The organism is Micromonospora sp. WMMD1219 (genome assembly GCF_049315215.1).
Taxonomy (GTDB): Bacteria; Actinomycetota; Actinomycetes; order Mycobacteriales; family Micromonosporaceae; genus Micromonospora; species Micromonospora tulbaghiae.
This window is the reverse complement of the sequence record NZ_CP186057.1, coordinates 1,624,998-1,637,420: the sequence shown is the minus strand read 5'-3', so window position 1 is coordinate 1,637,420 and position 12,423 is coordinate 1,624,998. Positions and strand designations below refer to the sequence as shown.

At 72.6% G+C, this 12,423-nt stretch carries 14 protein-coding genes; 9 read left to right on the top strand and 5 right to left on the bottom strand.

What is annotated here, in order from left to right:
- Positions 1-49: 49 nt before the first annotated feature.
- Positions 50-598: a phosphoribosyltransferase gene (locus ACN27C_RS07895; protein WP_422750824.1), complete on the bottom strand. Its 549-nt coding sequence runs from the start codon at positions 596-598 to the stop codon at positions 50-52.
- 160 nt (positions 599-758) lie between these two features.
- Here ACN27C_RS07895 and ACN27C_RS07890 point away from each other — a divergent pair, with 160 nt between their 5' ends.
- The 4 genes from ACN27C_RS07890 to ACN27C_RS07875 all read left to right on the top strand — a co-directional run bounded on the left by ACN27C_RS07890 (position 759) and on the right by ACN27C_RS07875 (position 5,015).
- A complete protein-coding gene (locus tag ACN27C_RS07890) occupies positions 759-1,391 on the top strand; it encodes a septal ring lytic transglycosylase RlpA family protein (protein WP_422750823.1) in 633 nt (210 codons plus the stop codon).
- Positions 1,392-1,459: 68 nt separating this feature from the next.
- On the top strand, positions 1,460-2,587 hold the full coding sequence (locus ACN27C_RS07885) for a PP2C family protein-serine/threonine phosphatase (protein WP_120572401.1): 1,128 nt from the start codon (positions 1,460-1,462) through the stop codon (positions 2,585-2,587).
- Between the two features lie 116 nt (positions 2,588-2,703).
- The gene (locus ACN27C_RS07880; RefSeq protein ID WP_120572400.1) at positions 2,704-4,560 is read left to right on the top strand and encodes an acyl-CoA dehydrogenase; all 1,857 of its coding nucleotides are present in this window, start codon (positions 2,704-2,706) and stop codon (positions 4,558-4,560) included.
- A 185-nt stretch (positions 4,561-4,745) separates the two neighbouring features.
- Entirely contained in the window at positions 4,746-5,015 is a 270-nt protein-coding gene (locus ACN27C_RS07875) for a DUF6458 family protein (RefSeq protein WP_013283345.1), read from the top strand.
- Positions 5,016-5,024: 9 nt separating this feature from the next.
- On the opposite strand, the gene ACN27C_RS07870 is transcribed toward ACN27C_RS07875, so the two are convergent.
- Positions 5,025-5,891, bottom strand: a complete 867-nt coding sequence (locus ACN27C_RS07870) for an aldo/keto reductase family oxidoreductase (RefSeq protein WP_357235707.1) — start codon at positions 5,889-5,891, stop codon at positions 5,025-5,027.
- Between the two features lie 139 nt (positions 5,892-6,030).
- Between ACN27C_RS07870 and ACN27C_RS07865 the strand changes: the two genes are divergently transcribed.
- Entirely contained in the window at positions 6,031-6,438 is a 408-nt protein-coding gene (locus ACN27C_RS07865) for a winged helix-turn-helix transcriptional regulator (protein ID WP_120572398.1), read from the top strand.
- Between the two features lie 9 nt (positions 6,439-6,447).
- Here the strand turns inward: ACN27C_RS07865 and ACN27C_RS07860 are convergent, their stop codons facing one another.
- Positions 6,448-6,984: a SixA phosphatase family protein gene (locus ACN27C_RS07860; RefSeq protein WP_120572397.1), complete on the bottom strand. Its 537-nt coding sequence runs from the start codon at positions 6,982-6,984 to the stop codon at positions 6,448-6,450.
- Between the two features lie 117 nt (positions 6,985-7,101).
- Here ACN27C_RS07860 and ACN27C_RS07855 point away from each other — a divergent pair, with 117 nt between their 5' ends.
- Positions 7,102-7,392, top strand: a complete 291-nt coding sequence (locus tag ACN27C_RS07855; protein ID WP_120572396.1) for a DUF6458 family protein — start codon at positions 7,102-7,104, stop codon at positions 7,390-7,392.
- Positions 7,393-7,502: 110 nt separating this feature from the next.
- Here the strand turns inward: ACN27C_RS07855 and trhA are convergent, their stop codons facing one another.
- Positions 7,503-8,180: a PAQR family membrane homeostasis protein TrhA gene (gene trhA, locus ACN27C_RS07850; protein ID WP_121685723.1), complete on the bottom strand. Its 678-nt coding sequence runs from the start codon at positions 8,178-8,180 to the stop codon at positions 7,503-7,505.
- A gap of 75 nt (positions 8,181-8,255) precedes the next feature.
- Here trhA and ACN27C_RS07845 point away from each other — a divergent pair, with 75 nt between their 5' ends.
- The 3 genes from ACN27C_RS07845 to ACN27C_RS07835 are packed head-to-tail and all read left to right on the top strand — an operon-like array spanning position 8,256 to position 10,469.
- Positions 8,256-8,870 (top strand): 5-oxoprolinase subunit B family protein, encoded by a 615-nt coding sequence (locus tag ACN27C_RS07845; protein WP_422750822.1) that lies wholly within the window; start codon positions 8,256-8,258, stop codon positions 8,868-8,870.
- Complete coding sequence (locus tag ACN27C_RS07840) at positions 8,867-9,736, top strand: biotin-dependent carboxyltransferase family protein (protein WP_358170707.1); 870 nt, start codon at positions 8,867-8,869, stop codon at positions 9,734-9,736. Before ACN27C_RS07845 ends, ACN27C_RS07840 begins: the two co-directional genes overlap by 4 nt.
- On the top strand, positions 9,720-10,469 hold the full coding sequence (locus ACN27C_RS07835) for a LamB/YcsF family protein (RefSeq protein ID WP_120572392.1): 750 nt from the start codon (positions 9,720-9,722) through the stop codon (positions 10,467-10,469). The genes ACN27C_RS07840 and ACN27C_RS07835 overlap by 17 nt, the downstream gene beginning before the upstream one ends.
- Before the next feature lie 9 nt (positions 10,470-10,478).
- Here ACN27C_RS07835 and ACN27C_RS07830 read toward each other — a convergent pair whose 3' ends face one another.
- Positions 10,479-12,314: an NHL domain-containing thioredoxin family protein gene (locus ACN27C_RS07830; RefSeq protein WP_422750821.1), complete on the bottom strand. Its 1,836-nt coding sequence runs from the start codon at positions 12,312-12,314 to the stop codon at positions 10,479-10,481.
- Positions 12,315-12,423 lie beyond the last annotated feature (109 nt).

The window sequence follows — 12,423 nt, the reverse complement described above, 5'->3', positions numbered from 1 at the left end:
TCGACGCTACGGCACCGTACCGCCGTCGCTCATCCGGTTTGCCGGCGTCTCACGGCAACTCGTCGCCGGTGACCAGGGCGCGCAGCCTCAGCCGCTCGGCGACCGCGGGCGGGCAGGTCGCGACGAGCGCGGCGGCACCGATCAGGCCGGCCCCGGCGTCCCGGACGACCCGGCCCAGCGCGTCCAGTTGCGCGCCGGTGTCGACCCAGTCGTCGATCAGCAGCACCCGGTCGCCGGGGTTCAGCCGCCGGCCGTCCACGCCGACCCGCAGCCGCCGTCCCCGGTAGTCCGGGGGTGTCTGCGCCCAGCGCGTCGGTCCGACCCGGCGCCGCTCGCCGCCGTCCTTGTACGCGGGCAGGAAACCGGCTCCGGCGGCGACCGCGACGAGCGGGCCGAGCAGCAGCCCGGTCACCTCGGGGGCGATCACGACGGTCGGGCGGTCCGCGGGGAACAGCCCGGCCAGTGCCGGGCCGACCTGGGCCAGCACGTCGGGGTCGCGCCACCAGCCGGAGATGTCGCTGATCAGGTGGGTGCTGCCCGGGCCGGGGTCGATCCATCCGAACAGCTCGATCAGGCGACGACTCAGCACGGTTTCCATCCTGGCGGATCGGTGGGCCGTTCGGCCGATCGACTGTGGCGTGATCGGCTACACGTACCAGGGTAAATGCGGGCATAGCACCATGATCACGTTGACTTCGGAAGTGCTTCTCTCGTTACGGTCCGGGCCGGTTTGTTCAGTTGACGAAAGGACCGGGCCGGTGGCTGCTAGGCACCTTCGTACCCGCAAGTTCTCCTCGCCCGCCGCCATCGCCGCGACCGCGGCGGTCGGCGTGGCGCTCGCGGTCGGCGGTACCGTCGGCGCCGTGCGGCTCACCTCCGCCGAGCCGCCCGCCGAGCCGGCCGTGGTCGAGACGCTGCCCAGCACGCCCGCCCCCACGTCGGCCGCCCCCTCGCCGAGCGCGTCCGCCTCGCCGAGCGCGAGCCTCAGCCCGTCGCCGAAGGCCACCCCGAGTCCGAAGGCGAGCCGCACCCAGGCGGCCTCCCGCAGCAAGGCCCGGACCGCCTCCCCGTCGCCGACGGCGAAGAAGACGAGCAGCCCGAAGGTCGTGGACAGCGGCTCCTGCGGCGCCTCCTTCTACGCCGAGGGCCAGATGACGGCGAACGGCGAGACGTTCAACCCGAACGCGCTCACCGCGGCGCACAAGACGCTGCCGTTCGACACCAAGGTCCGGGTCACCAACCCGGCCAACGGCAAGTCGGTGGTGGTGCGGATCAACGACCGTGGCCCGTTCATCGAGGGCCGGTGCCTGGACCTGTCCCGCGCCGCGTTCGCGACCATCGCCGCCACCGGCCTCGGCCACGTGAACGTCCGGTACGAGGTGCTCGGCTGACCGGCCACTCGGGCAGAACTTCCACGACCGACGGGCCAGGTTCATTCTCCCGTTCACGTCCATCAGGCATGCTGTCCGATGTACGCACGCAACCCTTCCAGCCGGGCCGAGGCCCGCTGAGTCCCGGATCCCGCGCCGGCCTCGGCGCGGCCCTCGCGCTGCTCGCGATCGTGGTCGCCGTGGAACTGGCGGACGGCCGACCGGCGCACTACCTCGCGCTGATGGTCGTCGCGCCGTTCCTCGCGGCGGCGCTGGCGTCCTGGCGGGTGGTGCTCGTGGTCGGTGGCCTGGCCACCGCCATCGGTGTCGGCTTCGCCGTCGCCGAACGGGGTAGCCCGCTGGTGACAGTGGTCAACGTGACGGCTGTCGGGGCGGCCACCGCGATCGCGGCCGCCACGGCGGCGATACGCCAGCGCCAGGCGGACCGGATCGCGGAGCTGTCCCGGCTCGCCTCGGTCGCCCAGCAGGCGGTGCTGCGGCCGCTCGGCCCGCAGGTCGGCACGCTTGCGGTGGCCGCCCGGTACATCTCGTCCACCGCCACTGCGGAGATCGGCGGCGACCTGTACGAGGTGATGGACACCCCGTACGGCGTGCGCATGATCATCGGCGACGTACGGGGCAAGGGGCTGGACGCGGTCCGCCTGGCCAGCATCGTCCTCGGCTCCTACCGGCACGTCGCGTACGAGCGGGCCGACCTGCGCGCGGTGGTGACCGACCTGGACCGCGCGGTGGCCCGCAACGTCGGCGACGAGGACTTCGTCACCGCGGCCCTGGTCGAGGAGCGCGGCGGCACGCTCACCATCGTCAACTGCGGGCACCCGCCGCCGCTGCTGCTGCGCCGGGGCGCGGTGATCCCGCTGGAGCCGCCCGCGCCCGCGCCGCCGCTCGGCTTCATGCCAGTGGTCCGCCCTCGGGTGGAGCGGCTGGAGCCGGGTGACCGGCTGCTGCTGTTCACCGACGGGCTGGGCGAGGCGCGCCGGGACGGCGAGTTCTTCCCCACCGCCGACCGAGCCTGGCGGCTGCTCGGCCACGGCACCGTCGCGGACGGACTGGCCTCGCTGGAGACCGCCCTGGTCGAGTGGGTGCACGGCCGGCTCGACGACGACATCGCGCTGGTCCTGATGGAGTACGTCGGCCCGCGCAGCACCACCGCATCCCCGGTACCGAGCTGGGAGGTCGGCGCCGCCGACGGATGAACGGGAAGTGTGTAATCGCTGTCACTTCCGAGATCCGCTTGTCGTTGCCTACCGGCGAGTAATACAGTCTGGAGTTACTGATCGGTAACACCTGTCCGGAAGCGGGGCCAGCGAGCATGACCCACTACAAGAGCAATGTGCGGGACCTCGAGTTCAACCTGTTCGAGGTATTCGGGGCGGACCGGACGCTCGGCCAGGCGCCGTTCACGGACCTGGACGTCGACACCGCCCGCAGCTTCCTCGGCGAGGTCGACCGCCTCGCCCGCGAGGATCTGGCCGCCAGCTACTCGGACAGCGACCGCAATCCGCCGGTCTTCGACCCGGCGACGTTCACCGCGCCGCTGCCGGAGTCGTTCAAGAAGTCGTACAAGGCGTTCATGGACTCCGAGTTCTGGCGCCTGGACCTGCCGGAGTCCCTGGGCGGCACCAACGCCCCGCGCGCCCTCTGGTGGTCGCTCGCCGAGCTGGTGCTCGGCGCCAACGCCCCGATCTGGATGTACGCCTCCGGCCCGTCCTTCGCCCACGTGCTGCACGTCGAGGGCACCGAGGAGCAGAAGAAGTGGGCCCGGCTGTTCATCGACAAGCAGTGGGGCTCGACCATGGTCCTCACCGAGCCGGACGCCGGCTCGGACGTGGGCGCCGGCCGTACCCGCGCGATCCAGCAGCCGGACGGCTCGTGGCACATCGAGGGCGTGAAGCGGTTCATCACCTCCGGTGAGCACGACCTGAGCGACAACATCGTCCACTACGTGCTGGCCCGTCCGGTCGGCGTCGAGGGCGTCGGCGGCCCGGGCACCAAGGGCCTGTCGCTGTTCGTCGTGCCGAAGTACCACTTCGACGCCGAGACCGGCGAGCTGGGCGAGCGCAACGGCGTCTACGCGACGAACGTCGAGCACAAGATGGGCCTGAAGGTCTCGAACACCTGCGAGGTGACCTTCGGCGAGCACGGCGTACCGGCAAAGGGCTGGCTGCTGGGCGAGAAGCACGACGGCATCCGCCAGATGTTCATGATCATCGAGTACGCCCGGATGCTCGTCGGCACCAAGGCGATCGCCACGCTCTCCACCGGCTACCTGAACGCGCTGGAGTACGCCAAGAACCGGGTGCAGGGCGCGGACCTGACCCAGATGGCCGACAAGACCGCCCCGCGGGTGACCATCACCAACCACCCGGACGTGCGCCGCTCGCTGCTGCTGCAGAAGTCTTACGCCGAGGGCCTGCGCGCGCTGGTCTGCTACACCGCGACCTGGCAGGACAAGGTCACGATCGCCGAGGCGGCCGGTGACGAGAAGGCCACCAAGCTGGCGAAGCGGGTCAACGACCTGCTCCTGCCGCTGGTCAAGGGCGTCGGCTCGGAGCGGGCGTACGAGCTGCTCGGTCACGAGGCGCTCCAGACCTACGGCGGTTCCGGCTTCCTCCAGGACTACCCGCTGGAGCAGTACGTCCGGGACGCCAAGATCGACACCCTGTACGAGGGCACCACCGCGATCCAGAGCCTCGACCTGATCTTCCGGAAGATCGTCCGGGACAACGGCAAGGCCCTGATGGCGGTCGCCGCCGAGATCCAGGAGCACATCGCCTCCGAGGCCGGCAACGGCCAGCTCAAGGAGGAGCGTCAGGCGCTCGGCAAGGCGCTCGCCGAGATCCAGAACATCCTCGGCGTGATGACCGGCTGGCTGGGCGAGGCCCAGGGCGGCGACACCCGCGCGCTCTACAAGGTGGGTCTGAGCAGCCGCCGGTTCCTGCTGGCGATCGGCGACCTGGTGGTCGGCTGGCTGCTGCAGAAGCAGGCGGACGTGGCGCTGAAGGCGCTGGCCGGCGAGGTCTCGGCGGCCGACAAGTCCTTCTACACCGGCAAGGTCGCCGCGGCCCGGTTCTTCGCCCGCGAGGTGCTGCCCCGCATCGGCGCCGACCGCCGGATCATCGAGGGCACCGACCTGGAGATCATGGACCTCCCGGAGGAGGTCTTCTGAGCCCTTTCGGGGGCTTTCACCCCTGAAACGTCACTCTCCCCCTCATGACGACGGCCGGCGGGCACCAGCCCGCCGGCCGTCGTCGTGCGTGTGTCAGGGGTGGATAGGCGGCCCGGTGGCGGGTAACCGTCGCGGACCACGACCGGAGTACGCCCAAGGCCATCGCACGGGGGAGTGCAGCGCACATGGGCATTGGTAGCGCCATCTTTCTCATCGCGCTCGGCGCGATCATGACCTTCGCCATCCGGGCCAACGTCTGGTGGATCGACCTGCGCGCGGTCGGCTGGGTGTTCATCCTGGCCGGGCTGGGCGTCCTGCTGACCACGCTGTGGTTCTGGCAGGACCGTCGCAAGCGGGCCCGCACGCTCATCGTGGAGGAGAACCGGCTCTCGCATCCGACGGCGATGATGCCGCCGCCGCCCGACCCGCCGCCGCCGACGGCCCCGCCGTCCTGACGCCGCGTCTCAGCGGCCGATCCGGTCCAGCTCGGCGAGGTCGTCGCCGGAGAGGGTCAGCCCGGCTCCGGCGACGTTCTCGCGCAGGTGCGCGACGGACTTGGTGCCGGGGATCAGCAGGATGTTCGGCGAACGCCGCAGCAGCCACGCCAGGGCGACGCCCATCGGCGTCGCCCCCAGGCGTTCGGCCACCGCCGACAACGCCGAGGACTGCAACGGGGTGAACCCGCCGAGCGGGAAGAACGGCACGTAGGCGACGCCCTGCCGGGCCAGCTCGTCGATCAGGTCGTCGTCCTGGCGGTGGGCCAGGTTGTACAGGTTCTGCACGCAGACGATCGGCGCGATCGACCGCGCCTCGGCCACCTGTTCCGGCGTCACGTTGCTCAGGCCCAGGTGGCGGATCAGACCCTCCTGCTGGAGCGTGGCGAGCGTGTCCAGCGCCTCGGCGAGCGATCCGGGCTGCGGCCCCGTGGCGTCGCCCAGCCGCAGGTTCACCAGGCCGAGCGCGTCCACGCCGAGCGTCTCCAGGTTCTCCCGGACCTGCCGGCGCAGGCTCTCCGGATCCCGTGCGGTGGGCCACCCACCCTGCTCGTCCCGGTCCGCGCCGACCTTGGTGACGACGTGCAGCGAATCCGGGTACGGGTGCAGCGCCTCCCGGATCAGCCGGTTGGTGACGAACGGCCCGTACGCCGCACTGGTGTCGATGTGGGTGATGCCGAGCGCGACCGCCTCGCGCAGCACCGCCAGGGCGCCGTCGTGGTCGGCGGGCGGTCCCATGACCCAGGGGCCGGCGAGCTGCATCGCGCCGTAGCCGAACCGGGTGACGGTCAGGTCGCCCAGCGTCCAGGTGCCGCCGGGAAGGGTGGTGCGGGCCATGCGTGTACCTCTTGGCTCTCGTCGTCCGTCACGGGCGCCGCCGGATCACAGCGCCCGGCCTCCACTATCGGCGTGTAACTTTCCGGGGGGAAGTAGGCACCTCAAAGTGCGTAGCTCACCGGCGTGGCAGGAGCAGAGCATGAGCAAGGCCGAGTACGACGCGTTCCTGGCCCAGTGCCCCAGCCGGCAACTGCTCGACCGGATCACCGACAAGTGGGTCACGCTGGTGCTGGCCGCGTTGCGCACCGACGGCTCGCACCGGTTCGGAGCGGACTGCGCCGGTGAGCCGCGACCGAGGCGATACTCCGAGCTGTTCCGCACGCTGCCCGGGGTCAGCCAGAAGATGCTCACCCAGACGCTGCGCGCCCTGGAGCGCGACGGAATGATCACCCGCACCGTGGAGCCGACGGTGCCGGTGACTGTCACCTACGAGCTGACCGACCTCGGGTACTCCCTGCACGAGATGATCCGGGGCCTGAAGACCTGGGCCGAGACGCACATGGACGACGTGCTCGCCAACCGGGCGACCTACGACAGCCGGGTCTGAGCCGTCCGCTCAGGCGCGGGCGGTGTGGCGGCCGGTGATCGGCGCGTTTCCCGGCGCGAGGTCGGCCCAGCGGGTCGTCGGCCGGTGCACCACCAGATCGGTGGTCCGTAGCCCGTCCGGGTCGGCCCGCTGCGGGTCGAGCAGCGCCGACAGCAGAGAGATCCCCGGGTTGTGGGCGACGAGCAGCACCGTCCCGGCGGTCGGCTCGACCGTCCACAGCAGCTCCAGCAGCTGATCCGGAAGCGCGTCGTACGCGGTCGGCTCGTAGCGCACCGCGGGAGCCGAGCCCGCGGGACCGCCCTCCGGCGGGGAACCGCTCATGCCCATCGCCACGTCGTGCCAGGTCTGCCGGGTGCGCCGGGCGGGCGAGCAGAGGACCACGTCGGGGAGCAGCCCGTGCCGGGCCAGCCAGGCGCCCGCGGTGGCGGCGTCGGCGTGCCCGCGCGCGGTGAGCGACCGGTCCGTGTCCGGGAGGTCACCGGACTGCTCGGCCTTGGCGTGCCGCAGCAGCACCAGCGTCCGCTGCCCGTTCCTGCCGTCCGTCATATCGCCCAGCTTGCCTGATTGACGATCAAAGCGCCTGGGTATGTCGATGTGTGCCGCTACCTCATCCATGGCCGCGGCGGGCAGGAAACGCCAGCAGGACGCCAAGGAGGCGAAGTCATGGGCATCGGTGCCAGCATCTTCCTCATCGCGCTCGGCGCGATCTTCGCGTTCGCCATCGACGCCAATCTGGGATGGCTGAACCTCAACGTGGTGGGCTGGGTGCTCATGCTCGCCGGCGTCGCCGGCCTGCTCACCACGCTCTACTTCTGGAACAGCCGCCGCCGGGTCGTGGCCGCCCCGGTACGCGAGCAGGTTGTCGCCGAGCCGGTGGTGCCGGTGCGTGACGACCGCGTCGTGCGCGAGGAGTACCGCGAGGTGCGCCGCCCGGGCTCGGGCTACCCGGCCTGATCCCCCCGGAACCCGAGGGCCCCGCAACGGCGCGGGGCCCTCGCGCATGTCCGGAGTCCGGCGCGGCCCGGTCCGGCCCGAGGTGCGGTGCCGGCGCGGCGCGGTCCGGCTCAGGCGAACAACGCGAAGTAGATCGCGATGTGGTGGCAGATCGCGGCGACGAGTGTGCAGGCGTGGAAGAACTCGTGGTGCCCGAAGACGGTGGGCCACGGGTTCGGCCGGCGCAGCGCGTAGAACACCGCGCCCACGCTGTAGATCGCGCCGCCCACGCTCAGCAGCACCAGCGCGGTGACGCCACCGGCATGCAGGATCTGCGGCAGCATGGCCACCGCCACCCAGCCGAGCGCCAGGTAGAGCGGGGCGGAGACCCAGCGCGGCGCGTGCGGCCAGATCAGCTTCACCGCGACGCCCGCGATCGCGCCGCCCCAGACCAGGCTCAGCATGATCGTGGCCTGCCGGTTGTCCAGCAGCAGCGCGCAGAACGGTGTGTAGGTGCCGGCGATGAACACGAAGATCATCGAGTGGTCCATCCGGCGCATGATCTGGTAGCCGCGTTCGGACCAGACCCGCCGGTGGTAGAGCGCGCTGGTGCCGAACAGCCCGCACACGGTGAAGCTGTAGATCAGGCAGCTCACCAGCGGCGCCCAGCCGGGACGGCCGGCGGCGATCGAACACAGCACGATGCCGCAGACGAGAGCGGCGAAGAACGCGTATGCGTGCAGCCAGCCGCGCATGCGCGGCTTCCCGATGTCGGCCGGCCGGAGCCGGAACGGTGCGGAGGTCGTCACCTCAATAGGTTACGACGGCGTAGGTTACTTGCAAGTAGTGTGGACCGTCACGTCAGCCGACGGGAGGATGACCGGATGCGGATCCGGCCGGCCGGGGCGTACGCCCTGCTCCTCGACTGCGACGACGCGGAGCAGGCGCAGGCGTGGCAGGCCGAGCTGTGGCACCGCCGCGAGGCCGGCGAGCTGACCGCCACCGAGATCGTCCCCGGCGCGGTCACCGTGCTGCTCGACGGCGTACCGGACCCCGAGGCGGCCGCCGCGCGGATCACCGGCTGGCGGCCCCGGACCGCGGCCTCCGGCGCGGCCACCACCGAGGTCCGGGTGCCGGTCGTGTACGACGGCGAAGACCTCCCACGCGTCGCCGACCACTGGCAGGTGGACGTGCCAGCAGTCGTCGACCGGCTGCGGCGCACCGAGTTCCGGGTCGCGTTCTGCGGGTTCGCCCCCGGGTTCGCGTACCTGACCGGGCTGCCGCCCGAGCTGGCCGTGCCCCGGCTCGCCACACCGCGTACCCGGGTGCCGGCCGGCTCGGTCGCGCTCGCCGGCCCGTACGCGGGCATCTACCCCGCCGCGTCACCGGGCGGCTGGCTGCTCGTCGGCCGCACCGACCTGCCGCTGTTCGACGTGCACGCCGACCCGCCGGCCCGGCTCACCCCGGGCACCCGCGTCCGGCTGGCCGACGCACTGTGATCGAGGTGCTGCGGGCCGGCGCGCTCACCACCGTCCAGGACCAGGGCCGGCACGGGTGGGCGCACCTCGGCGTACCCCGCTCCGGCGCGCTCGACCCGGCCGCCCTGCGCCTGGCCAACCGGCTCGTCGGCAACGACGAGCACGCCGCCGGGCTGGAGATCACCCTGACCGGCTGCGCGCTGCGCGTCACCCGGGCGGTGGCTGCCGCCCTCACCGGGGCCCCGGCCGACGTGGTCGTCGAGTGGCCGGCCGGAGCCGCACGGCGGCGCCCGGCGGACGTGGGACGGCCGCTCGCGCTGCCCGCCGGGGCGGTGCTGCGCGTCGGACCGGCCCGCGCCGGGGTACGCACCTGGCTGGCCGTCAGCGGCGGGATCGCGGTCGAGCCGGTGCTCGGCAGCCGCGCCACCGACACGCTCTCCGGCCTGGGGCCGCCGCCGCTGCGCGACGGGGACCGGCTGCCCCTCGGCACCCCGGCCGGTCCACCCGCACCCGTCGACCTCGCCGTCACGCGGCCCGTCCCAGACGAACTGCGGCTCACCGTGCGTCCCGGCCCCCGGCAGGACTGGTTCACCCCCGAGGCGCTGGAGCTGCTGTGCCGCGACGCGTACACGGTGAGCCCGGACAGCAACCGGGTCGGCGCGCGGCTGGCCGGCGCGGCCCTGCCCCGCGCGGTCGCCGGCGAACTGCCCAGCGAGGGCCTGGTGCTCGGCGCGGTGCAGGTACCGCCGTCGGGCCAACCGCTCGTCTTCCTGGCCGACCACCCGACCACCGGCGGGTACCCGGTCATCGGGGTGGTGGACGACGTGACCCCGCTCGCCCAGGCCCGGCCAGGCACTACGGTGACGTTTCATGGACCTCAACGCTGACCTGGGCGAGGGATTCGGAAGCTGGCGGCTGGGCGACGATCACGCACTGCTCGACCTGATCAGCTCCGCGAACGTCGCCTGCGGCTTCCACGCCGGTGACGCGGCCACCATGCACCGGGTCTGCGCCGGCGCCGCCGAACGCGGCGTCGCGGTGGGCGCGCAGGTCGGCTACCGCGACCTCGCCGGCTTCGGCCGGCGGCACATCGCGTACGACTTCGCCGAGCTGCGCGACGAGACGATCTACCAGCTCGGGGCGCTCGACGCCTTCTGCCGCCTGTACCGCACCCGGGTCCGCTACCTCAAACCCCACGGTGCGCTCTACCACGCGGCGGCCCGCGACGAATCGCAGGCCGCCGCGCTGGTGGCGGCGATCAGCGGGTACGACCACGAGCTGCCGGTGCTCTGCCAGCCCGGCACCGTGCTGGCCCAGCTCGCGGCCGGTGCCGGCCTGCGGGTGGTGGCCGAGGGCTTCGCCGACCGCAACTACCTGCCCAACGGCACGCTGGTGCCGCGCAGCTCACCGGACGCGCTGGTGACCGACCCGGAGCAGGTGGCCGTCCGGGCGGTACGGATGGCAGTCGAGCGCACGCTCGTCGCCGTGGACGGGACGGTCGTCCCCGCCCCGGTCGAGTCGATCTGCCTGCATGGCGACAGCCCCGGCGCGGTGCGCTGCGCGGAACTGGTCCGCGCCGCGCTCATCGACGCCGGGGTGACCCCCACCCCGTTCGCCTGAACGGGACGGTCAGGAGCCGTCCATGCCGCGCAGGACCAGCGGCACGCGGGTCGCGCCGCCGCTGACCACCCGCACCGGGACGCCCCAGTCCTGCCGGGTCAGGTGGCAGGCCGCGTGCTCCACGTCGGCGTCGCAGGTCGCCGCCTGGGCGGTCACCTGGAGCACCCCCTGCGCCACGTCGCCGCTGACCACCAGCTTGCGGGACAGGTCGGTGGTCGTGCCCGCGCCCTCGACCAGCAGCTCCGGCGGGGACGCGGAGACCACGAGCCGGGTCGACGGCCCGTACGTCTCGTCGAGCTTCTGCCCCGGCGCCGGCGTGAAGATCACGTCGAGCGTCAGCTCACCGGCCGCCACGTCGGTCGGCTTGCGCTCCAGCCGGTGCCGGGGGCCGTCCACCGTGTTCGCCCCGGCCGACGTCAGCGCGCCCGGTGCCAGCCGGGTCAGCCGGTGCGCGGCCGACTCGACCACCAGGACGTCGCCCTCACCGGTGAGCACCAGATCGCTCGGCTCGGCCAGCCCGTCCGCCACGGTGCCCACCTGCCCGGTCTCCGGGTCGAAGCGGCGCACCGCACCGTTGTACGTGTCGGCGATCAGGACCGAGCCGTCGGGCAGCGCGCACACGCCCAGCGGGTGCTGGAGCAACGCCTGGTCGGCCGGGCCGTCGACGTGCCCGAAGTCGAACAGGCCCTGACCGACGGCGGTGTGCATCACGCCGTCGGAGACCCAGCGGACCGCGCTGGTCTCGCTGTCGGCGACCCAGAGGCGGGCGCCGTCGGCCGACACGGACAACCCGGACGGCTGGGCCATCCACACGTCCGGCAGCGGGCCGTCGCGCAGCGCCTCGACAGTCGTCCCGGCGTACATGCCGGTGGTCCGCTTGATCGGGTCGAACCACCAGAGCTGGTGGATGCCGGCCATCGCCACGACCACCCGGTCGTCGTACCAGGCCACGTCCCACGGGGACGACAGGTCGACCGCGCGGGCGTCGTGCGCGTGGTCGTCGACAGTCGAACGCCACTGCCGACCGGTGCCGGCCACGGTGACCACCTCGCCGGAGGACAGCCGCACGCCGCGCAGCAGGTGGTTGACCGTGTCCGCAACGACCACGTCGTAACCGGCCACCTCGGCCACGTGCGGCGGCAGCAGGCAGAGCCCCTGCGGCTCGGCGAACGTGGCGGCGGAGGCCGGGCCGTCCGTCCGGCCCCGGGAACCGGCGCCGATGCGCCGGACCACCGTCTCGCCGTCGGCGGCCAGCTCGACCAGAGAGTGCCGGGCCGAGTCGCTGACCAGCAGGTTCCCGCCGTCGAGCGGCAGCGCCTTGCCGGGGAAGCGCAGGACGGTGTCCGGCTCGGCCGGCGGCACGTACGGGCCCTCGCCCCGGTGCAGCGTGCCCTTCGCCTCGTGGGTGGAGATCAGCTCGTCGATCAGCCGGGCGAGCCCTTCGGCGTGCCCCTCGCCGGCCATGGTGGCGACCACGTACCCCTCGGGGTCCACCACGGCGAGCGTCGGCCACGCCTTGGCCGCGTACTGCTGCCACATGTCCATCTCGGCGTCGTCGAGCACCGGGTGGTGCACGCCGTACCGCTCGACGGCCGCGGCCAGCGCCGCCGGGTCCTTCTCGTGCTCGAACTTCGGCGAGTGCACGCCGATCACGACCAGGACGTCGCCGTACTTGTCTTCGAGCGGGCGCAGCTCGTCGAGCACGTGCAGGCAGTTGATGCAGCAGAACGTCCAGAAGTCGAGCAGAACGATCTTGCCCCGCAGGTCGGCCAGTGTGACGGCCCTGCCGCCGGTGTTCAGCCAGGCCCGACCCCGCAGTTCCGGTGCCCGTACGCGTGCGCTCATGCCCCCATCGTGCCGCACCGGCCGGGCGCGCTCCCGGCGATCCCCTGGTGAACAGACGCACACCGGAACGGCGCGGAGCGCCCACCCCGTGAGGGATGGGCGCTCCGCG